23 protein-coding genes and 1 pseudogene are annotated in these 19,910 nt (G+C 66.3%); 13 read left to right on the plus strand and 11 right to left on the minus strand.

From position 1 onward, the window contains the following. The coding region (locus tag ACGFJ2_RS00005) for a phage major capsid protein (RefSeq protein WP_393463179.1) at window positions 1-225 on the plus strand (225 nt) is incomplete at its 5' end. 744 nt (window positions 226-969) lie between these two features. On the opposite strand, the gene ACGFJ2_RS00010 is transcribed toward ACGFJ2_RS00005, so the two are convergent. Then, window positions 970-1,269 (minus strand): hypothetical protein, encoded by a 300-nt coding sequence (locus ACGFJ2_RS00010; RefSeq protein WP_393463181.1) that lies wholly within the window; start codon window positions 1,267-1,269, stop codon window positions 970-972. A gap of 122 nt (window positions 1,270-1,391) precedes the next feature. Here ACGFJ2_RS00010 and ACGFJ2_RS00015 point away from each other — a divergent pair, with 122 nt between their 5' ends. Continuing rightward, a complete protein-coding gene (locus tag ACGFJ2_RS00015) occupies window positions 1,392-1,637 on the plus strand; it encodes a GntR family transcriptional regulator (protein ID WP_393463183.1) in 246 nt (81 codons plus the stop codon). A gap of 219 nt (window positions 1,638-1,856) precedes the next feature. Here ACGFJ2_RS00015 and ACGFJ2_RS00020 read toward each other — a convergent pair whose 3' ends face one another. From ACGFJ2_RS00020 to ACGFJ2_RS00030, 3 genes are all read right to left on the minus strand, one after another. Continuing rightward, window positions 1,857-2,057, minus strand: a complete 201-nt coding sequence (locus tag ACGFJ2_RS00020) for a hypothetical protein (protein WP_393463185.1) — start codon at window positions 2,055-2,057, stop codon at window positions 1,857-1,859. A gap of 279 nt (window positions 2,058-2,336) precedes the next feature. Further along, window positions 2,337-2,816, minus strand: a complete 480-nt coding sequence (locus tag ACGFJ2_RS00025) for a VOC family protein (protein WP_393463187.1) — start codon at window positions 2,814-2,816, stop codon at window positions 2,337-2,339. Continuing rightward, the gene (locus tag ACGFJ2_RS00030) at window positions 2,813-3,676 is read right to left on the minus strand and encodes a sigma-70 family RNA polymerase sigma factor (protein ID WP_393463189.1); all 864 of its coding nucleotides are present in this window, start codon (window positions 3,674-3,676) and stop codon (window positions 2,813-2,815) included. The genes ACGFJ2_RS00025 and ACGFJ2_RS00030 overlap by 4 nt, the downstream gene beginning before the upstream one ends. 126 nt (window positions 3,677-3,802) lie before the next feature. Between ACGFJ2_RS00030 and ACGFJ2_RS00035 the strand changes: the two genes are divergently transcribed. The 9 genes and pseudogenes from ACGFJ2_RS00035 (at window position 3,803) to ACGFJ2_RS00075 (ending at window position 9,911) form a co-directional block, all read left to right on the plus strand. Next, window positions 3,803-4,216: a VOC family protein gene (locus ACGFJ2_RS00035; protein WP_393463191.1), complete on the plus strand. Its 414-nt coding sequence runs from the start codon at window positions 3,803-3,805 to the stop codon at window positions 4,214-4,216. 228 nt (window positions 4,217-4,444) lie between these two features. After that, window positions 4,445-4,720 carry a hypothetical protein gene (locus tag ACGFJ2_RS00040; RefSeq protein WP_358175046.1) on the plus strand — a complete coding sequence of 92 codons (276 nt, stop codon included), beginning with the start codon at window positions 4,445-4,447 and terminating at the stop codon, window positions 4,718-4,720. Window positions 4,721-4,813: 93 nt separating this feature from the next. After that, window positions 4,814-4,897 (plus strand): annotated as a pseudogene (locus ACGFJ2_RS00045) (MerR family DNA-binding transcriptional regulator); the annotation flags it as partial. Window positions 4,898-5,015: 118 nt separating this feature from the next. Further along, entirely contained in the window at window positions 5,016-5,324 is a 309-nt protein-coding gene (locus tag ACGFJ2_RS00050; RefSeq protein ID WP_393465324.1) for a hypothetical protein, read from the plus strand. 777 nt (window positions 5,325-6,101) lie between these two features. Beyond that, the gene (locus ACGFJ2_RS00055; RefSeq protein ID WP_357940682.1) at window positions 6,102-6,326 is read left to right on the plus strand and encodes a hypothetical protein; all 225 of its coding nucleotides are present in this window, start codon (window positions 6,102-6,104) and stop codon (window positions 6,324-6,326) included. A gap of 9 nt (window positions 6,327-6,335) precedes the next feature. After that, window positions 6,336-6,884, plus strand: coding sequence for a DUF6879 family protein (locus ACGFJ2_RS00060; RefSeq protein WP_357940684.1), 549 nt, complete (start codon window positions 6,336-6,338; stop codon window positions 6,882-6,884). Window positions 6,885-6,904: 20 nt separating this feature from the next. Then, complete coding sequence (locus ACGFJ2_RS00065) at window positions 6,905-9,016, plus strand: ATP-binding protein (protein ID WP_393465244.1); 2,112 nt, start codon at window positions 6,905-6,907, stop codon at window positions 9,014-9,016. Then, window positions 9,003-9,578: a GNAT family N-acetyltransferase gene (locus tag ACGFJ2_RS00070; protein WP_393463194.1), complete on the plus strand. Its 576-nt coding sequence runs from the start codon at window positions 9,003-9,005 to the stop codon at window positions 9,576-9,578. The genes ACGFJ2_RS00065 and ACGFJ2_RS00070 overlap by 14 nt, the downstream gene beginning before the upstream one ends. A gap of 15 nt (window positions 9,579-9,593) precedes the next feature. Beyond that, window positions 9,594-9,911 carry a hypothetical protein gene (locus tag ACGFJ2_RS00075; protein WP_357940688.1) on the plus strand — a complete coding sequence of 106 codons (318 nt, stop codon included), beginning with the start codon at window positions 9,594-9,596 and terminating at the stop codon, window positions 9,909-9,911. A 190-nt stretch (window positions 9,912-10,101) separates the two neighbouring features. On the opposite strand, the gene ACGFJ2_RS00080 is transcribed toward ACGFJ2_RS00075, so the two are convergent. The 3 genes from ACGFJ2_RS00080 to ACGFJ2_RS00090 all read right to left on the minus strand — a co-directional run bounded on the left by ACGFJ2_RS00080 (window position 10,102) and on the right by ACGFJ2_RS00090 (window position 13,332). Continuing rightward, window positions 10,102-10,371 carry a hypothetical protein gene (locus tag ACGFJ2_RS00080; protein ID WP_358175052.1) on the minus strand — a complete coding sequence of 90 codons (270 nt, stop codon included), beginning with the start codon at window positions 10,369-10,371 and terminating at the stop codon, window positions 10,102-10,104. Between the two features lie 85 nt (window positions 10,372-10,456). Next, on the minus strand, window positions 10,457-11,191 hold the full coding sequence (locus ACGFJ2_RS00085; RefSeq protein WP_358175055.1) for a FadR/GntR family transcriptional regulator: 735 nt from the start codon (window positions 11,189-11,191) through the stop codon (window positions 10,457-10,459). Between the two features lie 221 nt (window positions 11,192-11,412). Next, a complete protein-coding gene (locus ACGFJ2_RS00090) occupies window positions 11,413-13,332 on the minus strand; it encodes an exo-alpha-sialidase (RefSeq protein WP_393463197.1) in 1,920 nt (639 codons plus the stop codon). 516 nt (window positions 13,333-13,848) lie between these two features. On the opposite strand from ACGFJ2_RS00090, the gene ACGFJ2_RS00095 reads away from it, so the two are divergent. Next, window positions 13,849-14,250: an NUDIX domain-containing protein gene (locus ACGFJ2_RS00095; RefSeq protein ID WP_393463199.1), complete on the plus strand. Its 402-nt coding sequence runs from the start codon at window positions 13,849-13,851 to the stop codon at window positions 14,248-14,250. Between the two features lie 40 nt (window positions 14,251-14,290). Here the strand turns inward: ACGFJ2_RS00095 and ACGFJ2_RS00100 are convergent, their stop codons facing one another. After that, a complete protein-coding gene (locus tag ACGFJ2_RS00100; protein ID WP_393463201.1) occupies window positions 14,291-14,755 on the minus strand; it encodes a hypothetical protein in 465 nt (154 codons plus the stop codon). 73 nt (window positions 14,756-14,828) lie between these two features. Continuing rightward, window positions 14,829-15,434 (minus strand): dihydrofolate reductase family protein, encoded by a 606-nt coding sequence (locus ACGFJ2_RS00105; RefSeq protein WP_393463203.1) that lies wholly within the window; start codon window positions 15,432-15,434, stop codon window positions 14,829-14,831. A 303-nt stretch (window positions 15,435-15,737) separates the two neighbouring features. Between ACGFJ2_RS00105 and ACGFJ2_RS00110 the strand changes: the two genes are divergently transcribed. Beyond that, a complete protein-coding gene (locus ACGFJ2_RS00110) occupies window positions 15,738-18,401 on the plus strand; it encodes an ATP-binding protein (RefSeq protein ID WP_393463205.1) in 2,664 nt (887 codons plus the stop codon). Between the two features lie 7 nt (window positions 18,402-18,408). Here the strand turns inward: ACGFJ2_RS00110 and ACGFJ2_RS00115 are convergent, their stop codons facing one another. Both ACGFJ2_RS00115 and ACGFJ2_RS00120 read right to left on the minus strand, forming a co-directional pair. Then, window positions 18,409-18,861, minus strand: coding sequence for a nitroreductase family deazaflavin-dependent oxidoreductase (locus ACGFJ2_RS00115; protein WP_357940702.1), 453 nt, complete (start codon window positions 18,859-18,861; stop codon window positions 18,409-18,411). 20 nt (window positions 18,862-18,881) lie between these two features. Next, window positions 18,882-19,901: an alpha/beta hydrolase gene (locus ACGFJ2_RS00120; RefSeq protein WP_393463207.1), complete on the minus strand. Its 1,020-nt coding sequence runs from the start codon at window positions 19,899-19,901 to the stop codon at window positions 18,882-18,884. Between the last annotated feature and the right edge of the window lie 9 nt (window positions 19,902-19,910).

Here is a 19,910-nt window from a genome sequence, read left to right on the forward strand (position 1 = left end):
CACATGGATGGTTCGTTAGCGGCTGGTGCCGACTACGTTCTCTTAGCCGGTGACTTTACGCAGTTCTGCATCATTGACCGGGTCGGCAGCACCGTTGAATTCATCCCCCATCTTTTCGGCTCGAATAGGAGACCTACCGGCCAAAGAGGGTGGTATGCCTATAAGCGCACTGGTAGTGATGTGCTTGTGCCGGATGCGTTCCGACTGCTTAACCTGAACGGCTAATACCCCTAAGTAGAGAGCCCCTATCGATCGGAGTAGCGATCGATAGGGGCTTTTCTATGCCCTGAGGCAGGCTGCTAGCGCCTAGGTCGGTACGAGGCAGGCCCCATGCTCTGGCAGGCGCTCTGCGGGGCCCTGTGGCCGCGTGCAGAGCATCATCTCGACCAGCTCCGAGACGGATTCCTAGGGCGTGCTGGTGATGGTCGAGTAGGTCATGGTCTCCATCGGCGAGTAGGCGAGCACCTTGTCCTCCTCCACCATCTTCTTCTGCTACTCGACTCCCTCAGGCCATCTGTCATTGTCTTGCAAGATGCGCTTATAGATGGCGTAGCGCGGACTCGACTTGCCATAAGACCAGTGCGCGCCATCCCCGGCACCGGGGATGGTTACGTGGATGTTCTTAGTACTAGTGTCGTACCAGACGCCATGCTCTACGTAGACGGTTTGGCCTTTACCGCCTGTGCTTAGTCGGGTCTTAGGGGGCACGTTTTTCTCCCAACATGTGAAGAGGCGTACCCGATTAGGATACGCCTCTATGTCTGATGCGCGGCTATGTGGTTGACGTAACATGCGCTGCGCACATGAAGAGTTGCGCACCACCAGGCCCTACGAATGCGAGCGTCCGGTTGAGTGTGTATCCAGAACCGGAACATGTCTGTACGTACCAGTCATGGCCGCACAAAATACACTGCCTGCCCGCTAGTTGGTCTGAGCTGAGCTTGCTGACATCGACTATCGGAGGTCTGATCATTGCTCTTCCAGATTGTCTATCTGGCCTATGCACCTAATCAGTATTGGCTTTGGTTTGAGGATGTTATAGGCCAATACATGGCCGTGGGACTTAGGCGTGTTTTCTAGAGCTACGCGTAGTTTCCTCCAGGCTTCCTCTTTGTCGGTAGTGATGTGGACATAGCAGGGGTGGTCACTGTCGATGACGTAGACGGCAGCGAAGTAGGCCACGGGGTCACCCTCTGGTACCTGGGCCGTCATGCCCTCGATGTGGACTGTGACCATCGGGGCGGCTCTCTGCTTGGGGATCGGACGCATCAGTCACTCCCTCACTAGCCGGTAGTGAGTCGGTCAAGGACTGCCAGGATAGCCCTAGGAATACTAGTATGCCTAGGGTTGCTGCATCGACTAGCAGTAGCGATGTCCCTAGTGTTCCGATCATGGAGTGGAAGCCGGGCGTACCAAGATGGGTTCAGGTCTACGAAGTGATCAAAGGTCGCATTGAAGATGGAACCTACGCGCCTGGTGACAAAGTGCCCTCAGTCCTGGAGCTGATGAACACCTATGGCATCGCTAACGCGACTGCTCAGAAGGTATTGACTGAGCTTAAGCGTGATGGCTTGACCTACTCCGAACCCGGTATGGGGACGTTCGTTAGGCGTGGCGAGTCGTCGGGGGACGCTTAGCAGCTAGCGGCGTTGAGCTTAATGTCCTGACAAACGCCACTCAGTTCCGTCTCAGTTCCGTCTCAGTTCCGCCAGACACCCGAAACCACGGGGAGGCACAGGGAACTCCAGGGAAGCGTTATGCCTGGTAGATGACCCTGTTGGGGGTGTAGCGCCAGCTCAGGCTAGCCCTACCGGAAGAACCCGGCCTACAGGCCGACTCGTCTCACATCCCTGGCGTCACTTGGCATCGGCCTTCGGGACGATGACACGCGCCCATGCGGTAAGTCTGTCCACCAGTTTGAGGACGAACTCACGGCCGCATGCGAAGAACGGCAGCACCAAGAAGGCCGGGGTCATGAGGACAATGATCATGGCCAGCGGCAGGACCAGCAGCCCACACAACGCCACGCGCTGCCAGGCGGCTTGTATCGATGTCATGGCCTGCTCCCTGCTCACCCGTTCAGCTGCTACCAGTATCCGACCGGTAGACCACTTGGTGAACACGCCTACTCTGACGTGCTAAAACGCGCACATATTGAGTAGACCACTCACCATTTTGAGGAGGAGTGGGTGGTTCCAAGGACAGCCGCATTCGTCGTAACGTCGATCCGGTCGCTTTCATCGCACTCACCTCTGACGCTGTGAGGTGCCCCGAACCTTCCGGACACGGGTGGACCAGAGTGAAGGTGAGCAGGACCGCACTTTCCGCGGCCGCGTTCAGGGTGCCTGGCGGCCTCTCGCGGCGTGTGCCTGCCGCGAGGTGAGTGCATGGACTACCTGCCGCGCCTGGGTGAATCGCAGCATGTTGCCAGACGGGTCTAGGAAGACACAGTCGCGGACGCCGTCGGGCTGGTTGATCGGTTCTTGCATCACTTCGGCGCCCGCGGCCTCGATGCGCTCGAAGATGGCGTCGCAGTTGTCGGTTAAGAAGACGAGACGCCCCAGCAGGCCCTTGGCCATCAGGTCGGCGATCGCCTGCCGGTCGGCCGACGAGACGCCTGGGTCCGTGCCGGGGGATTCGAGGATGATCCGCGCGTCCGGCTGCGACGGCGGGCCGACGCTCACCCATCGCATCACCTCGGATCCGTCGTCGTCGCGTACCTCGAAGCCGAGCACGTCACGGTAGAAGCCGAGTGCCTCGCTGAGGTCGTGGACGGCGAGGGTGCAAGAGGAGAGCTGGAGATCCGTACGGCTCAACGCCGCTCCTTGTCGCCGGCGGTAAGAATGACGATGTCGAGGTCGCGGAGCCGGTCCAGGTTGGTGTCGATATCGATGCGGGTGATCTTCTCATCGTCGATGGTGAACGTGAAGACGGCCTTCGGCCGGCCGAGGTGCGACCAGACGGCCGCCGGTACTCCGTCGACCAGAGCGAGCCGGGCGGCCTGAGCTCGTCCGGCGAAGAAGGCCGCCACCGCCTGGTCGCCGCGGACCTCGCCGACCACGGCGTCCGGATCGAGCAACTCGAGCAGGGCGGCGAAATCCCCGCTCCGGGAGGCGGCAAGGAAGGCCTCGACGATGTCCCGCTTCGCCGAGCGCGCGGCATCGGATGCCCCGGCCGCTCCTTGTACCCGGCGCCGGGCCCGGCTGGCGAGTTGCCGGGCCGCCACCGGGGAGCGGTCGATGATGGGGCCGATCTCGCCGAACGACACGGCGAAGACGTCGTGCAGGACGAACGCGAGCCGCTCGGCGGGAGTCAGCGTGTCCAGCACCACCATCAGCGCGACCCCGACCGAATCGGCCAGCAGCGCCTCGTCCTCAGGGCCGGCGTGGTCTGAAGGGTGGATAGCCGCGTCCGGCTCGGGTGGCAGCGCCCCGGCCGAGTCTTCACGCCGGGAGCGGCGTGCCTCGAGCATGTTCAGGCAGACCCGGGCGACGACCGTGGTCAGCCACCCGGCCGGATTCTCCACCTGGCCGGTGTCGGCGCGGCTGACCCGCAGCCACGCCTCCTGCACCGCGTCCTCGGCCTCGCTGGGCGAGCCGAGCATCCGGTACGCCATCGCTTGCAAGCGGTCCTGGTGCTCGGCGAACCGCTGGCTCACCCAGTCCTGCTCAGTCATCCGTCACGTTCCTCCGTCCGGGCCTGTCATACCAATTGACCGGCGAACCCACGCCGATGTGACATCCGGGCCCCGGCTCGGATGTTCGGGCAGCACGTACACCTGAGGCACATAAGGAGACAAGGTATGAAAGCGCACGTCAGCTCGATCCTCCTCGGCGTCCGGGACCTGGACCGGGCCAAGCAGTTCTACACCGAAGGGCTCGGCTGGAAGATCAAGAACGACTACGGCATCTCGGTGTTCTTCGAATCGGACGGCGCCTCGCCCGTCGGCTTCTACGGCCGCGACGGCTTGGCCGACCAGGTGGGCACGAGCCCGGAAGGCAGCGGCTTCAGCGGGCTGGTTCTCACCTACGTCGTTCGTAGTGAGGCGCGAGTCGATGAGATCATCGCGGAGGCCGAGAAGGCCGGCGCCACGATCCTCAAGCCCGCCGGCGCCCTGCCCTGGGGCGGGTACGGCGGCTCCTTCGCGGACCCGGACGGCTACATCTGGAGTCTCGGCTACAGCGCCCAGGGAAAGGACCAGCCCTACGCGGAGTAACTGCCGAGCGGCGAGGTCTCTGGCGAGTGCGGGCGGCGCGGCCAACGGATGGTCTCGCAGCATGACCGGCGTGACCGGTACCGATGGGTAGGTTCGGCGTCGCCGCGGGATCGTGTCGACGCCGAACATGTCGTGACCGGTGACGAGGTAGCCGACTGGGATTGACCTTGACTTTAGGTCAGGGTTCACGCTGAACAGCTGACCAACTTAACCTCCACCTGGACCGGCATGGTGCCGGTCGACGACACCGCGCTGGCCGTGACCGACACCGGTGGGCCCGGCCGTACTCTGCTGTATCTCAATGGCCAGTTCGCCACTCAGCGGTACTGGCGGCGCGTCATCGCCGAACTCGGCGGCGACTACCGGCACATCACGTACGACATGCGGGCCCGCGGCCGATCGAGACGTTCGGCCGCGGCTGCCTCGTTCGAGGCGCACGTCCGTGACGTCGACGCCGTCCTTGCGGCGAGAGGCGCTCAAGATCAGCCCGAAGGTCGCCAGTAATCACGGCAACATGCTGCGCAAGGACTTCCGAGCCATCGCCGACGCCGTTCGCGAACTCGCCGGCACCCCACGATCACGAGGTCGAATGAGCAGATGACGGAAGGCGTCACGATTGGCCAGGCGGCGACCTTCGCCGGCGTCACGGTGAAGACCATTCGGCACTACCACAAGCACGACTTGATCGACGAACCCTGCCGCGACAGCTCCGGCTACCGACGTTGCGGATCGGCTGACCTGCCGCAGTTGGCCCAAGCTGGACAAGGTCGCCGCCGATCTCGGCTTCACTCCGGACGACGTGACGATGGCCCGGGAGGGCCTGGTGCTGATCAGGGCCCTGGTGCCGGAAGGCTTCGACGAATATGTGGCCAAGGTCGAGCGCGGCCTCGACGATCCTCGATACTTCTCCCTGGTCAAGCGTATGTGGCGCGCCGCTGAGTGGGAGCCGGACGACCCACGGGTCGACGAACTCGCCACAGCCCTGGCCGACCACTATCTCGCCCATCCCGCGCTGCTGCCCATCCCGGCCGGACTCCGGTCCCGCACTGACGGCGCGATCCGGCACGGGCTGCTCGCCCGCCACGGAGAAGAGCAGAAGCCGGCCTGAATCCGGCTGAGGGCGTTGGTCGAGGCGAGAATGCATTCGGCCGGCATCGACGTGGTGTAGCGGACTCACCGCCTGAACCGACGCGCCAGCTGACCGCGTGGAATGCGGTTGCTGGTACGCCGGGTCCGCCCCTCGGACCGTCACCGCAAGAGCCTCACCGCCTTCGAGACCCGCACCGGCTGGAAGTACTCGGTCACCGCGACCAACATCGGCTGAGGCATCGCCGGCTCCCACCACCCGCGGTGGCTCGGCGCGCTGGCCCGCGAGCGCGCGGTGGTCGAGGCGGCCAGGACCTGGACTGCCGACTGCGCCTGCTCGCCCTGCATGATCAGCCCGGCCAGGAGCCCGCCGAGCTGGACAGCATGCGCTACCGGCTCTCGCCACAACGATCAGGAAGGAGCCCAGTTCCGGACCCGTGGAACCCGGCGTCCCCGCAGCGACATGCGACGGCCCAATCCCAACCGCATCGGGGATATTACGGGCAAATCGAGCTACTCACACAACACAGCCCGCTGACGAATCGAGGCTGCTTGAGAGAATGGTGTGGAAATTGTTCAATGATTTGGCATGCGCCAGCTACTTTGTAAATAGGATCATGTCCGGTGGGCGCAGCGCCTCTTGCGTGCGGGCTTGGCACCGGTCTCTGGCTGAGTCTGAAGGGGAGGGAGTTTGTGCACATGTATTAGGGTATTACGGCCTTCCGGACGCGCCGAGCTTGACCTGGTAGTTCTATCGCGATAAATTAAAGCAAATTTCATGATCCAACGGGAGGGTTTCATGCGGCTCGAAATGCTCTATAAGGATCAAGGCTCAGGCGGCAACGGCTGTCCGGCTATCTATTTGGCCGAGAATGGCCAGGTCGTGGTCCAGGGGCCAGCAGTCGATCAGGAAACCTTCTCCAACCTGGCCAACGTTCTGCCGGGCGAGATCGCTCTGCAGATCGCGCCCGAGGTGCTGCAGGGTGCCGTCGACAAGCTTCGTGCCAAGAACGAGGTCCGCTAAGTGGGGCGGATGTTTCGCTCTCTCGATGACGCCGAGTTCAACCGCTTCTTCACCGAATTCCGCTTCACGGCTTACCGTTTGGAGTCGCTGCAGCGTTACGAAGTCTCCTACGAGAAGACGGAGTTCGATCTCTTCCTGAACGGCCAGGAGCGCGGTGAGTTCCCTGGAATCGCGCAGTGGATCGATGAAACGGTCAAGCCGGCACGGAACTCCGGCAAGCTCCTGCACCGGGTTCACGTAGTGCAGGAGCCTCTGTCCGATTACGTGCGGTTTGAGTGCGCCTGGGCGTATGCTCACACGGTACCGGCCGGTGAAGATGTTCGACTCATCCCCGTTCCGCCCGGCGAATGGCCTGCGGGGCTCCCTCGCTATGACTACTGGCTCTTCGACTCGTCCAGCCTCGTCACCATGCATTACAAAGAGGATGGTTCCTTTGAGGCTGCGGAGATTGTGGACGACCCGGAGAAGATCGTCCAAGCCAATTTTTGGAGAGATATGGCAGTAGGTCAATCCATTCCGTTTGCTGACTTTGCGGCGAAGCGCGATGGCAAATTCTAAACTATGGCGATCCGGTGGAAATGCAAAGCGCTGGCAGCGAATTTACGGGTGACGCCAATTCCGTCGTGCAGATAGGTACCATGCACGGCGCGATCAACCTGACTTCTCTGGCGCGGGCACTTCCATTGCCGCGACAGCTTCCCCTTCCGTCGGGCGGCTTCGTTAACAGGGCCGAGAGTCTGGCCGCGCTTGACCGCCTTCTGGAGGTGGGAAGCGGCACGGGCGCAGTCTCCGCCGTGGCTGGAGCTCCGGGGGTCGGCAAGACCGCGCTCGTCGTGCACTGGGCCCATCGGGTGCGTGACCATTTTCCAGACGGAGAACTCTTTATCGACCTCGGCGGTTACGGGCCGAGCGCACCGCTTAGCGCTGCCCAGGCTCTCGACAGCTTTCTGAGAGCGCTCAATGTCCCGAAAGAGGGCATTCCTGAAACCCTGGCGGAACGCTCTTCGCTGTTCCGCTCGCTCGTCAGCGGCAGGCGCATGCTCGTGGTCTTGGACAACGCCGCTGACACCGCCACGGTACGGCCGCTCCTTCCCGCCTCAAACGGGTGCTTTGCCTTGATCACAAGCAGAAGTAGCCTGTCAGGGTTGGTAACAAGAGAAGGGGCTGCTCGTGTGACCCTGGAGGTGCTCAGTTCTTCCGACGCCGTCGCGCTGCTCGGACAAGTGATCGGCGTGGCCCGTGTTGCCGCAGAACCTCAGGCCGCAGTCCGTGCGGCCGAACTATGCGGCTATCTTCCGCTAGCGCTGCGAGTCGTGGCTGAACGCGCGTTGGACAGACCGGAACTGGGGCTTACGGAATTGGTAGCCGAGCTCGAGGGGGAGCAGCACAGGCTCGACTCTCTCGCCTCGAGCGAAGACGAACTCAGCGACGTACGTGCCGCCTTCTCCTGGTCATACCGCGCGCTCTCAGTCGAAATGCAGCGGGCCTTCCGGTTGCTTGGTCTTCATCCCGGCCGAGAGTTGTGTACGCAGGCAGCCATGGCACTGCTCAATTCCACCGATCAGCGTGCCACGAAGCGGCTTCTGGACACACTATCTGCGACGCATCTTCTGGAAAAGGTGGCGGCGAGTCGCTATCGATTGCACGACCTACTGAGGGCATATGCGAAGGAACGTCTCCGGGAAGAGACCAGTGCGAAGGACCAGCTGCTGGCGGTTCGCCGGGTCCTGAGTTGGTATCTCCTGGCCGTCGACGCTGGTCGCAGAGCGATCCTCTTCTACTCGCACGAAGTGCCCCTTGTTCCACAGGAGCAACTCGTGAATCCACTATTTGCCGACGCTGAGGCGGCCATGGAATGGCTTGAGGTGGAGCGCCTGAATATTCTGGGCGCTGTGAACCAGGCCATGGACACCGGCCAGTACGACATCGCATGGAAGCTGCCCGTTGTTGCCGACGGCTTCTTTGAGCTTCACTCCTACTGGAAGGAGTGGGAGAATATCCACCGTACCGGTGCCGAAGCTGCTCGAGTTCTCGGTGACCGCCTGGGGGAGGCCTCGAACGTCTTCGCGCTAGGAGATGCGGACTGGCGCGGAGGCAGACGAGAAAGTGCGATAGCCAATTACGAGAGCGCTCTCTCATATGCCAGGGACGCCGACGACGCATGGCTCACCGGTTTTTCCCTCAGAGGACTCGGACTGATTCACGCGGAGATGAGGAACCGTGAGAAGGCGCGTAACTACTTCCAAGCCGCCCTTGAGGTCTTCCGTGCAGGAGGGTTGCGGCGTGGGGAGGGCATGGCGCTGCTCAGCCTTGGGGAAAATGCTGCCCATCTGGGTCACTTCGACGAGGCGGTATCGCTTGGGGCCGAAGCTGTTCGGATCTTTGTCGAGATCAATGACGAATGGAGCGAAGCCTGGGGCGTGCTTCCGCTCTCCAGAGCGCTCGTGAAACTCAGCCGAGACACTGAGGCCATCGAAGCGCTGATGCGAGCGGCCAGAACGTTCGACCGCTTCAAAGACCGGCGGAGTCTCGCGATGGCACTGGCCGCGCTCGGTGACGTACATCACCGACTGGGTGACGTCTCGAGCGCGCACAACAACTGGCTGACTGCCGCCGAGTTGTATAGCACTTTCGGAGAGAGCGCAATGGCTGAAGAACTAAGAGCAAAAGCTAACAATGGTGAGGAATGACATCGTTCTGAAGTCGAAGAATGGCGAGCTTCCCTCAGACTGGTTCAGCGCCATTTGTGCCATTCACGATGCTGTCTTCCTGCAGTCGCCCTTCGCATGGACACCGGACACTTCGCGAGAGAATGCTGAAGACCTGCGCCACCTGGCCGAAGACCCGACCTTCGGCGTGGTTGTAGCCTGTCAGGGCAGCAGGTTCGTCGGCTACGCGTACGGGCACCGCCTGCCCGCCGACCACGGTTGGTGGCGTTTCATTCCGGGATCACTTCCGTCTGAATTAACCAGTGAATGGGACGGAAGGACGTACACGCTCACTAGCTTAGCCGTCCTCCCGCGCCAGCGAGGCCGCGGCATCGGCCGTCGAATGATCAATCGTCTGCTTGGCACGCGAACAGAGGAACGGGCCATCTTGTCCGTACAACCGACAGCAGTGCAGGCGCAAAGCATCTATCGTCACCTTGGATGGCACCATGTAGGCAGAAACGGACCCTTGCCCGGTGTCACTCCACCGCACTGGGACGTCTACGTCTTGGAGTGCCTATCCCAGCTGAGTCCCAATTCCTGAGAGGGGGAGCTCCGTATGGACCCAGTTACCCTTGCTATCGCCGGTGCCGTCGCCACTGGTATCGCGACCCGTGCAGGAGAGTCCGCCGGCACGGCACTGAGCAACCTGACCCGCCGTGTCCGCGATCGATTTCGCGACAGGCAGACTGTGCTCGAATCCGAGGAGAAGGTCGCCGCCGCCCTTGAGGCGGAGTTCAGTCGGGATCCCGCGTTTCGTCAGGACTGTCTTGGCTTGTGGAACCAAGCACAGGCCAGCTCCGTCGCTAATTCCTTCACGGGGCACGCCAACAAGGTGATTCAGGCCCGCGACATCCACGGTGACATTACCCTCTAAGCCCTGTTCAAGGACAGGTCAGAGATCCGAGTTGATCTACTTGGCTCTCGCGATAGGCCTGGTGAATACGGCGCGGCGGCGAAGCGGTCCTGGTCCCGTCACGGCAGAACCTGGAGCAGGTAATCGGCCAGCTCGCCCGGCCGGGACAGCATCGCCATGTGGCTGCCGCGCATGATGCCGAGGTGCTCCATCACGTGGCGGCGTACGAAGTCGGGAGGAAAGAGGCGGTCACTGCGGCAGTGCAGGTACTTCGTCGGAACGGCGGGCCAGCGGCCAGCGACCAGGGCTCGCGGCCCGCCCGCCCCATGCTCATCTTCTCGGCGAGCGCGCCGTCGTGGGCCAGTACTCGTTCGGCCAGCTCGTGTGGGACGTCATGCAGGTAGAGCTCGTAGTCGTCGATGCCGGACGAGGGTCGGCCGCTGCGTGTCCACCAGTCGCCCAGCGCCTCGCCCGGAGTCATCGGCGGGCACAGCTACTGCGCGACGGCGAGTGCTTACGTTCAATCGCTGAAGGCGGCTGTCAGGCCCTCGGCCTAGGCATGGACATCAGCCGTCGGCCTGGCGTGACCGGGTATGGCCGGGCGGCCGGGTCAGGTCGGCCGCGGGTACCGGCCGGGCCTCCGCCCGCGCGATGCGCGCCTTGACGTCGCGGAAGTGCAGCCGCATGGCTTCCTGGGCGGCCTCGGCGTCCCGAGCTCGAAGCGCCGCCACGATCCGGCGGTGGTTGACGACGATCTCCGCGCTCCGCTCCTCCGGTGGGCCGAGTGTCGGCTCGACCTCGTGGTAGACGTCCCAGAACAGACCGATCAGCTGCAGCACCAACTCGTTGCCGCACAACTCGTACAGCAGCGCGTGGAACGCCCGATCGGCTTCCGGGTCCCGATCCATGCCATTGACCAGGGCGTCCAACGCGGCGAGCCGGGGGGCGCTGGTGCTCTGGGCCACCTGGGCGACCAGCCCGGTCTCGAGCAGTTCGCGGACCTCGACCAGATCCTGGAGCGCGCGGATCCCGCCGCCCGGCCCCGACCGCACCCGGAAGGCAAGCGACGGGGTCAGTACGTCGAGCGACGCGTGCCCGACGAACGTCCCATGTCCGTGCCGGATCTCGACGATGCCCAACGCCCGCAGGGCCCGTACGGCCTCGCGGACGCTGTTGCGGCTCGCCCCCAGCAGATCCATCAATTGCACTTCGGTGGGCATCGGTGAGCCGGGGGCCAGTCCGCGCTCGTGGATCATGGCGATGATGCGCTCCTGAAGCGACATGCCGTCACGCATACGCATGCTGCCCCCAGGCTCGTCGAAGACCGTATGTCCAAACATCCCACCTCTCGATCTCGGAAGGCCAGGCGGGGCAGGAGATTTTACGCCGACGACACAATCGGGCCACCGGACAGACGTTGCTCGTTCTCGCTCCTCGCCGCCTTCAGCCCAGCCGGCGCCAAGGCGCGGCGATGGCGCCCACGTGACCCCGGGAGCGCCATCGCCAAGCGGCTCGTGTCCTCTCAGCCGACGTGATCGAACGGCAGCCGCAGGCCAAGCTGACCGCCGATCGGGAGGTTGAACCGTCGGATCAGGTCCAGTTCGGTGCTCGCGAGGGCGCGCCGGTAGACGCGTACCTCGTCCAGCGTCCCGCGGAAGCGGTCCACGCCGTCCAGCCGCTGTCCGACGTGGATCCCCTCGAGCCCGAACTCCTTGCCGAGGGTCACCGAACCGGCCGGCGCCGCCGCCGACGAGACCTGTACGCCGTCCACCAGGAGCCGGAGCTCGCCACGTACCCGCTGGAGCACCACGAAGTGCCACTGCCCGTCGTTGTACGCGCTCGTCGACTGCACGGTCACGTTGAACCGGTCAACGGAGAGGACCGCCCGGATGCGGTTGCCGGCCGGTTCGGCCCGCAGCCACAGCGCCGGCGGGTTGGTGCCCCTGTTCACCCGGTGGAACCAGAGGATCGTGTGCGCGCCGGTCTGCTCCGAATACCGGATCCAGGAGCTCAGCGTGAAGTCCTTCGCACCGAGGTCGATGCTGTCGTTGAACGGCACCTCCACCCGGTCGTCCACCCGGTCCAGGGCCAGCCCGCCGCCGAACCGCCCAGCGGTGGTCTGCGCACCACCGCGGACATACGCCTGGTTGCGGTACGGCGAGTTGTCCGGCGTCGTCGGGCCGGGCGCCGGGGGGCCGGGGATGCCGGGCGGGGTGCCGTTCGGCGTCTCCAGGTACGCCTCGTTGAACCGCGTGAACCGGATCTGCTCGTACGGCGTGATGTTGCCGGCCTCGTACATCAGGGCCGCCTCGTCGCCGTCCAGGCGCACCATGTCCGAGTACGCCGACGGGCCCCAGTAGAAGACCTTGCCCTCGTCCCACGTCTCGAAGCGGCGCCCCTCGTCGTAGGACGACCGGATCCCCATCGCCTCCCGGGCGCCCGGGTGCATCGGCGCGGAGAAGAGGATGCGCTTTTCGCCGAACCGCAGCAGCGACGCCTGGATGTCGGTCGTCGCCAGCGCCGGCATGGTGCGGAACGGCGCGTCCCATGTCTCGCCGCTGTCGCTGCTGGTCGCGTACGCCCGGCTGCCCTCGTCGGTGCCGCGCTCGCGGGCCGAGGCGTAGATCCGCCCGTCGGTGAGCTCGACGACGGTGACTTCCTGGGCGATGACCGTGCCGTCGTCGCGAGACGTCTCGGCGCCGATGTTCCAGGTCACCCCGCTGTCGTCGCTGTAGAGCAGGTGCGTGCCGTAGACGTGCTTGCCGACCCGGTCCCAGCTTTCGAAACTCGCTCCGACGACCAGCCGGCCGGCGTGCGGGCCGAGCTTGAGCTGGATGCCGTGCATCGGGCCGGTGGCGTACCAGAAGTTCCACTCCGGACGCTTGCCCTCGGTCATCTCCCTGGCCGCCGACCAGGTCGCCCCGTGGTCGTCACTGAACTGCACCCAGGGGTCGCGGTCACAGCCGTTCGGGCACGGCTCCCCACCGTTGTGGGTGCTCACCAGCACGACCCGCCCGGTACGCTCGTCAACGATCGGCACCGGGTTGCCGTGGGTGGTGCCGTTTCCCTCCGAGATCACCTGCAGCGGTCCCCAGGTCCGCCCGCCGTCGGCGGAACGGCGCAACACGAGGTCGATGTCCTCGTCGTCGCCGCAGTCCTTCACCCGCCCCTCGGCGAACGCCAAGACCATGCCGTTCGTGGCCCGCACCACGGCGGGGATCCGGAAGCAGCCGTACCCGAAGTCGCCCTGCTTGTAGAGCACCTGCTCGTCCACGAACGGTGCGGTGTCGCTCGTTGCGCCGGCCTGGAAGGTCTCGGCCGGCGCCGCGGTCGCTGGCGCGCCTAACCCGCTGACGAGTAAACCGGCAAGCACCACTACGGCGCCCGCCCGGCGGCGCCAGAAGCGCCCGGTACGGACCTCTGGGGGGTGACCATTGTGCATGTCCTTGCCCTTCCTGACAGGAGACAGTCATGGAGGGGACATCCTACGTCCAACGTTGGATGTTTAACAGATGATGAATGTAGGATGTTCGCGAGTGAGCGAATGTGTCCGCGAGCTGATCGTCCGGCTGGCCCGAGAGAATCCACGGCGGGGACATCGGCGCACTCGCGGTGCCCGCTCAGAAACTCGGTTTCGGTTCTGTGAGCTGGGGTTTTGCTGCGCGATCAGGCCTGTGGGGCTCAAGAACTCGAAGCACTCCAGCGCGGAGCCCCTCGTCCGGCAGCCGCCATGCCCGCCTCGGCGGCCGACTCGCCGATTGGGCGTCGCACCTGGCCGTGGGTGGGCTCGGGACCTGGGCGGTCGGTTACGGGGCTCGCGTAGTCCAGCGGCGACCTGGTACGTGCGCGGTCGCCCTGCGTACGCGCCGGAACCCTCTCCCGCCGTGGCAGACTCATCGAACGACCGGACGGACCGGCCGCTCGATCGGCCGTTCTCAACCAGCGAGGGGGACGCACGATGGCCATCATCATCGACAAGATCGCCTGGATCCACCTGCGGGACGGCAGAATCCTCAGCACTCGCTCACGCGGCAAGGACGTCTACTACCTCCCTGGCGGCAAGCGCGAACCCGGCGAAACCGATCTCGACACCCTCGTTCGCGAGATCGATGAGGAACTGTCCGTCGCCATCAACCCCGCCACAGCCACCCACGTGGGCACTTACCAGGCGCAGGCACACGGCCACGCCGACGGTGTTGCCGTACAGCTGACCTGCTACACCGCCGATCACCACGGAACACCCACTCCCAGCAGCGAGATCGAAGAAGTCATCTGGCTGGCGTACGCCGCCCGCGATCGTGTGGCCCCCGTGGACCAGATCATCTTCGATCACCTGCACGAGACCGGCCAGCTCCACTGACTCAAGAACCGCTTTGAAGCGGGCGAGCAGCGCGTACGCCCTACGGGGTAGCGGCCGAGACGATCTGGGAGATGCGCTGGTGAGACAGTCGCATGGCGCTGCCCGCGTCGCGGGTGGTCCATCCCTGGGCGATGAGGAGGCGGGCGGCGTGGCGTACCGCGTCACGTTCGGCCTGCTCGGCGAGCATGCGCGCCTGGCGGGCTTCGATGACGGCCGCCAGGGCGGCGGCGGCCTCCGGGTCTGCGGGGATGACGCGGAGGCCGATCGTGCCGGGTTCGTCCTTGAGCAGGTCGACGATGAGACCGCCGATGTTTCTCCTTACTTCGACCCAGTTTGCGCCTTGGGCCTGGATGGTGTGCCCGCCGGGCAGGTCGGTGGCGGTGGCGGTCCATTGCTTTCCGGTGCGGGTAACGGTGACGCGGTAGGTGGTGGCGACCTCGAGGTCGGCGTCGGCCACGGGAAAGAGGTCAGGCTGGTCGAAGATCGCATCGTTTGCCGGGTCCATGGTCATCAACTCTGGATCTCCGGTCAGCCTGTTGTCTAGATGGCTTGCCAAATATTGGCTAATCGAATTGCCATCAGCGGATGTCGTAACTGATATGGGTGACTCTGTCGCCGGCCACGATGCGCGGGTTCTCCATCATGGTGGTGGGAACCTTGTGTTCTCCGAAGAACCGGATCCCGTCGCCGAGCAGGACCGGAGCGACGTACATGTCGACCTGATCCACCAGCCCCGCGCAGATCGCCTGGCCGGCGAGATCGCCTGCGGCGAGGGAGATGGTGCGGCCTCCGGCCGCCTGCCTGGCGCGAGCCACGGCCTCTTCCAGGCCGCCGGTGACGAAATGGAATGGAGCCTCGGGGTAGCGGCTCGGCCAGTCACCGGGGGAACGGTGGGTGAGGACGAAGACGTGATCACCCACGGCGGGCCTGCCGCCCCAGCCGTCGGTGAGGTCGAACAGACGGCGTCCGATGATGGCCGCGCCGATGGCCGGCCAGGTGTCGCGGAGCAGATCGGCGCTGGCGGGAGCCGGCCGGTATCCGCCCTTCGGCCGGTACTGGTGGGGTGCGACGGTCAACTCCTGCGGGCCGTTGAAGTACCAATCGAACAGCGGCCCAACGCTGTCGTTCCGATCGGCGATGAAGCCGTCCGCGGATACGGTCGCGCCGACGATCACTCTGCTCATGTACTTCTCCTGTCTGGTCGTGCCTGCTCAGTCGTCAGCCGCCAGGACACGTCACCAGCGGCCTGGTCCGGTTACGCTGCCATCGCCGGCCTGTTCCTTCGGTCAGCGAGGGGATCTGGTTCGGTGGTCTGCGAGGGGAGGCTGGATGCTGCCTGGTGAGCGGCCGATCGGGTCAGTCGTGGATTCGGGTCATGGCTTCGTAACCGCCGTCGATCACTCTCACCTCCCGACTCGACTCCAGCATGCGCGCACGGCGGCCGACGGACATCCGTACCGGCCACGTGGTCACCACCTGGAGGCCACGTGAGCGGGCCCGAGATCTCGGCGCGGGAGGCTGAGGTGCTGACGGCGCTCGGCGCCGGACTGTCCAACGCCCAGATCGCCCGCGGCATGCACATCTCCGTCCGTACGGTCGAGGGCCACGTCTCCTCGCTGCTGCGCAAGTACGGGGTGACCGACCGGCAGGCGCTCGCCGCGCGCGCCGCGACCACCGATGAGACGATCACGCCGCCCGGGACCATCGCCGGCCTGCCGCGCCCGCGGACCAGTTTCGTCGGGCGGCGGGACGAGGTCGGCGCCGTGCTGGCGGCCGTGGCGGACGGCCGGCTGGTGACGCTGGCCGGGCCGGGCGGGGTGGGCAAGACTCGCCTCGCCGGAGTGGTCGCGGAGGAGGCGGCGTCGCGATATCGCTATGGCGCGGCGTTCGTCGACCTGGTGCCCGTACGAGACGGTCTGGTCGGGCAGGCGATCGCCGCCGTGCTGGGCGTGTCCGAGCATGCCGAGCAGCCGGTGGAGCAGGCCGTCGTGGCCCGGTTGCGGCGCGGCCCGTCGCTGCTGGTGCTGGACAACTGCGAGCATGTGCCCGACGCGGTGGCCGAGTTCGCCGAGCGGATCCTGGCCACCTGTCCCACCACGATCCTGGCGACCAGCCGGGAGCGGCTCGGGCTCCCCGGCGAGCGGGTACACCCCCTCGCGCCGCTCCCGCTCGGTTCGGACGCCGAAGAGCTGTTCCGGGACCGCGCCGAGCTGGCACACCCCGGCCACCAACTAGACCCGGCGACGGTGACGGATCTGTGCGCCCGGTTGGACGGTCTGCCGCTGGCGATCGAACTGGCCGCGGCGCGCAGCGCCTCGCTCGGCGCCACCGGGATGCTGAGCGGACTGGGCGACTACCTGCGGTTGCTGGCGGGAGGTCGCGGGGCGGTGGTACGGCATCGGTCGCTTCGAGCGGTGATCGGCTGGAGTTACGACCTGCTCGCCGAGGACGAGCGCGCCGTGTTCCGGCGGCTGAGCGTGTTCGTCGGCGACTTCGACCTGCCGGCCGCCATCGCCGTCGCCGGCCTGTCCGCCCCTGACGCCGCCGACCTGCTCGGCAGGCTCGTCGACAAGAGCCTGATCCGGCACCGGCAGGGCAACTGGCAGCTGCTGGAGACCATCCGCGCGTTCGCCGCCGAACAGCTCGACGGCGACCCGGAGCGCGACCTGGTGCGGCGGCGGTACCTGAGCTGGGCCATCGACACCGCGACCGGCCTCGCGGCGCGGCTCGGCGAGAACTGGCATTCCACCTTCGACAGGGTGGCGGGTGACTTGCGCGCCGCACTGGCGACGGCACCGGACACCCATGAGCTCATCCGGCTGCTGGCCCGGCTCACCTTCGCGCGTGGGTACCTGCGCGCGTCCACCGACTGGTACGAGCGCGCCGCCGGTTGCGCGCCGACGCCGGCGGAGGCGATCGACGATCTCGGCCACGCGGCCGACTGCGCGCACGTGATCAACGACTCAAGCCGGGCGTACGACCTGTGGCTGGCCGCCGCCGACCGGGCCCGCGCGGCAGGCGACGGCAACGCTCGTGCCGTCGCGCTGGCCCGCGCCGTCGAGCTGGCCGGCCGGTTCCCGGTCACCTTCCGCAGTCCGATCCCGTACGAGCGGCGCCGCGAACTCCTGGACGAGGCGACCGCGGCAGGTGATCACGACGATCCGGTCGTCGCCGCCCGGCTGGCCTGCGCGGCCGCCTGGACCGCCGACCCCGAAGTGCTTCAGCCCGATTTCGACCTGGCCGCGGCCGCCGTCAAGGCGGCACGGGTCACCGGCGATCCGATCCTGGTCAGCGCCGCCCTGGACGCGGCGCGTACCGTCGCGACCAACGACGGCCGCGGCCGCGAGGCGCATCAGATCACCAGCGAGCGCCTGGAGTTGCTGGCCGGCCTGGATCCGCACAGCCCCGCGTACGTCGCCGAGATCGACGACGCCCAGGCGCTCGCCTGCCTGGACGCCGTGGCCGCCGGCGACCTGCCGGCCGCGCGTACCATCGCCCGGCTGATCGGTACCGGCGACCTGTCCGGCGACAGCGCGTATTTGACCGCCAGCAAGACCATTCCGATGGTCGTCCTCAGCGGCGACCTCGACGAGGCCATCCGGCTCGCCGAGGCCATGTGGGAGGGCTGGCAGCGCGCCGGACGGCCGCGGATGTTCTGGATGCAGGTCACCATGCCGTACGTCATCCTCGCCCACGGCCTGCGCGAAGACCGGGACAACGTAGAAAGGTGGCGGAACCGCGCCGCGCAGAGCGCCGCTCCCCACCAGAACGGCTCCTTCCAGTCTCGGCTGGCCCCGCTGACCACCTTCGTCGACGCCAGGATCGCGCTGCATCTCGGTGATCTGGACCGGGCGGCGGAACTGGCCGAGCACGCCTGGGAGTACCGGACGCGGGCCCGCTACCTGCCGTTCGCCCGCGCCGCGGCTGTCGAGCTCGCGGTGGCCGCCGAGCTTCCGCGTGCGGAAGCCGACCTGGCCGCGGCCGCCGCGGACACCGGGGACAACGACTGGGCCGCGGCCACCGTGTTACGGGCGACCGGCCGGCAGTACGCCGACCTCGACGCGCTGTCCCGTGCGGCCGAGTTGTGGGCCCGGATGGGCGCCCGCTTCGAGCACACCTGCACACTGAAGCTCTCGGCGCGCGACCCGTAGGGGCCATCTACAGACCGCGCCCGCCTGGCATGGCCGTCTGCTCGATGACGACCACCGGGATCTCCCTGGGCGCCTTTCGCTGATAGCCCGTGTAGTGCGGCCATATCGCGGTCATCGTCTCCCACAGGTGGGGCCGCTCGTCCGCGGTCGCCGGGCGGGCCACCGCGTCGAACACCTCGGCGCCCACCTGCACCCTGACCCGCGGCTGGGCGAGCAGGTTGTGGAACCAGAGCGGATGGTCGGCCGCGCCTCCGTTGGAGGCGACCACGAGGTAGCGGTCGCCGTCGCGGCCGTAGATGAGCGCGGTGCGGCGCGGTAGTCCTGAACGGCGGCCGGTGGTGGTGATCAGCAGGGTGGGCGCGCCGTGGAAGAGGTGGCCCCGGGTGCCACCGGACTCGACGTAGCTGTTGACGTGCCTGGCAACCCACTTGGTCGGGCTGTCAGTCGGCTCCTGGCTCATTGGGCCACCCTCTTCGTGGCTCATCGGGCCGCCCCGCCCACGCGGCGATCGGCCCACTCGCGTGCCTGCGCGAACCAGCGGGGCGCGGTGCGGTGCGCGTTCAGCACGTGCCCGGTGCCGGGGACCACGATGGCCTCCAGCCTCGCGCGCGGGCCGTAGAACGGCGCCTCCTGACTTCTGAGCGCGGCGGAGGAGGAGCGGGCTCCGGCCAGCAGCTTGTCGTGCTCGCCGTTGACGATCAGTACGGGCGCCTGGATGCTCTTGTTGATCGAGGGCGGGGTGTAGGAGTCGCCGGGCGGGAAGACGTCGGTGGTCTTGGCGGCCTCGTCGGCGGCGATGACTTCGGGGTCGGCGTTGGGCCGGTGGTAGAACCAGGTGGCCCGAAGGCCCGGCCGGGTGGTGAGATAGCCGTCGTCGAGCCCGCGGTCGGCGAAGCGCGGATCGTCGGCGGCCCGGTAGATCCCCGCGCCCATCTGCTCGAACGCGGCCTCGTTGGGCACACTCGACTCGCCGGTCAGGATGACGCCGTCCACCTCCGCCGGATGCGCGGCGGCCAGGGTACGGGCAAGGGTCGAGCCGAGCGAGTGGCCGACCAGAACGACCTTGGCGAAGCGCGGCCCGCCGAGGCGACCCTCGCGCAGTTGCCGGATGAGCTGGCGGATGACGATCTGGTGGGTGTCCTGCTGGAAGCGGGCGCTGGGCGGGTACGAGCTCGCGCCGGTGCCGAGGCGGTCGATGGCCAGCGTGGCGTACCCGGCGGCGGTCATGGTCTCGACGAACGAGGGCCGCCGCCGGTCCCCGCGCATCTGCCAGTAGGCCTGACCATAGAAGCCGCCGGGGATGAGCAGCTGAACGCTGGCGGCACGGCCGCGTGGCAGGCAGAGGGTGCCGGCCACGCGCTGGTCGGCGGCGCCACCGGCGGTCATCGCCACCTTGGCGCTGACGGTCCTGCAGGTGGTGGCGGCGTTCGCCGCCGCCGGGATCGTGGTCGTGGGAATCGAGATCAACGCCAGTAATGCTGCTGCTGCCGCGACGCGCATGGAACTCCT

This window comes from Nonomuraea sp. NPDC049028, from assembly GCF_043197735.1.
Lineage (GTDB): Bacteria > Actinomycetota > Actinomycetes > Streptosporangiales > Streptosporangiaceae > Nonomuraea.

Excerpts from the sequence above, each read along its gene's own strand:
- ACGFJ2_RS00010 (WP_393463181.1), bottom strand. The coding sequence starts at position 1,269 with ATGCGTCCGATCCCCAAGCAGAGAGCCGCCCCGATGGTCACAGTCCAC.
- ACGFJ2_RS00015 (WP_393463183.1), top strand. The coding sequence starts at position 1,392 with ATGGAGTGGAAGCCGGGCGTACCAAGATGGGTTCAGGTCTACGAAGTG.
- ACGFJ2_RS00020 (WP_393463185.1), bottom strand. The coding sequence starts at position 2,057 with ATGACATCGATACAAGCCGCCTGGCAGCGCGTGGCGTTGTGTGGGCTG.
- ACGFJ2_RS00030 (WP_393463189.1), bottom strand. The coding sequence starts at position 3,676 with ATGACTGAGCAGGACTGGGTGAGCCAGCGGTTCGCCGAGCACCAGGAC.
- ACGFJ2_RS00035 (WP_393463191.1), top strand. The coding sequence starts at position 3,803 with ATGAAAGCGCACGTCAGCTCGATCCTCCTCGGCGTCCGGGACCTGGAC.
- ACGFJ2_RS00040 (WP_358175046.1), top strand. The coding sequence starts at position 4,445 with ATGGTGCCGGTCGACGACACCGCGCTGGCCGTGACCGACACCGGTGGG.
- ACGFJ2_RS00055 (WP_357940682.1), top strand. The coding sequence starts at position 6,102 with ATGCGGCTCGAAATGCTCTATAAGGATCAAGGCTCAGGCGGCAACGGC.
- ACGFJ2_RS00060 (WP_357940684.1), top strand. The coding sequence starts at position 6,336 with ATGTTTCGCTCTCTCGATGACGCCGAGTTCAACCGCTTCTTCACCGAA.
- ACGFJ2_RS00065 (WP_393465244.1), top strand. The coding sequence starts at position 6,905 with ATGCAAAGCGCTGGCAGCGAATTTACGGGTGACGCCAATTCCGTCGTG.
- ACGFJ2_RS00070 (WP_393463194.1), top strand. The coding sequence starts at position 9,003 with ATGGTGAGGAATGACATCGTTCTGAAGTCGAAGAATGGCGAGCTTCCC.
- ACGFJ2_RS00075 (WP_357940688.1), top strand. The coding sequence starts at position 9,594 with ATGGACCCAGTTACCCTTGCTATCGCCGGTGCCGTCGCCACTGGTATC.
- ACGFJ2_RS00080 (WP_358175052.1), bottom strand. The coding sequence starts at position 10,371 with ATGACTCCGGGCGAGGCGCTGGGCGACTGGTGGACACGCAGCGGCCGA.
- ACGFJ2_RS00085 (WP_358175055.1), bottom strand. The coding sequence starts at position 11,191 with ATGCGTATGCGTGACGGCATGTCGCTTCAGGAGCGCATCATCGCCATG.
- ACGFJ2_RS00090 (WP_393463197.1), bottom strand. The coding sequence starts at position 13,332 with ATGCACAATGGTCACCCCCCAGAGGTCCGTACCGGGCGCTTCTGGCGC.
- ACGFJ2_RS00095 (WP_393463199.1), top strand. The coding sequence starts at position 13,849 with ATGGCCATCATCATCGACAAGATCGCCTGGATCCACCTGCGGGACGGC.
- ACGFJ2_RS00100 (WP_393463201.1), bottom strand. The coding sequence starts at position 14,755 with ATGGACCCGGCAAACGATGCGATCTTCGACCAGCCTGACCTCTTTCCC.
- ACGFJ2_RS00105 (WP_393463203.1), bottom strand. The coding sequence starts at position 15,434 with ATGAGCAGAGTGATCGTCGGCGCGACCGTATCCGCGGACGGCTTCATC.
- ACGFJ2_RS00115 (WP_357940702.1), bottom strand. The coding sequence starts at position 18,861 with ATGAGCCAGGAGCCGACTGACAGCCCGACCAAGTGGGTTGCCAGGCAC.
- ACGFJ2_RS00120 (WP_393463207.1), bottom strand. The coding sequence starts at position 19,901 with ATGCGCGTCGCGGCAGCAGCAGCATTACTGGCGTTGATCTCGATTCCC.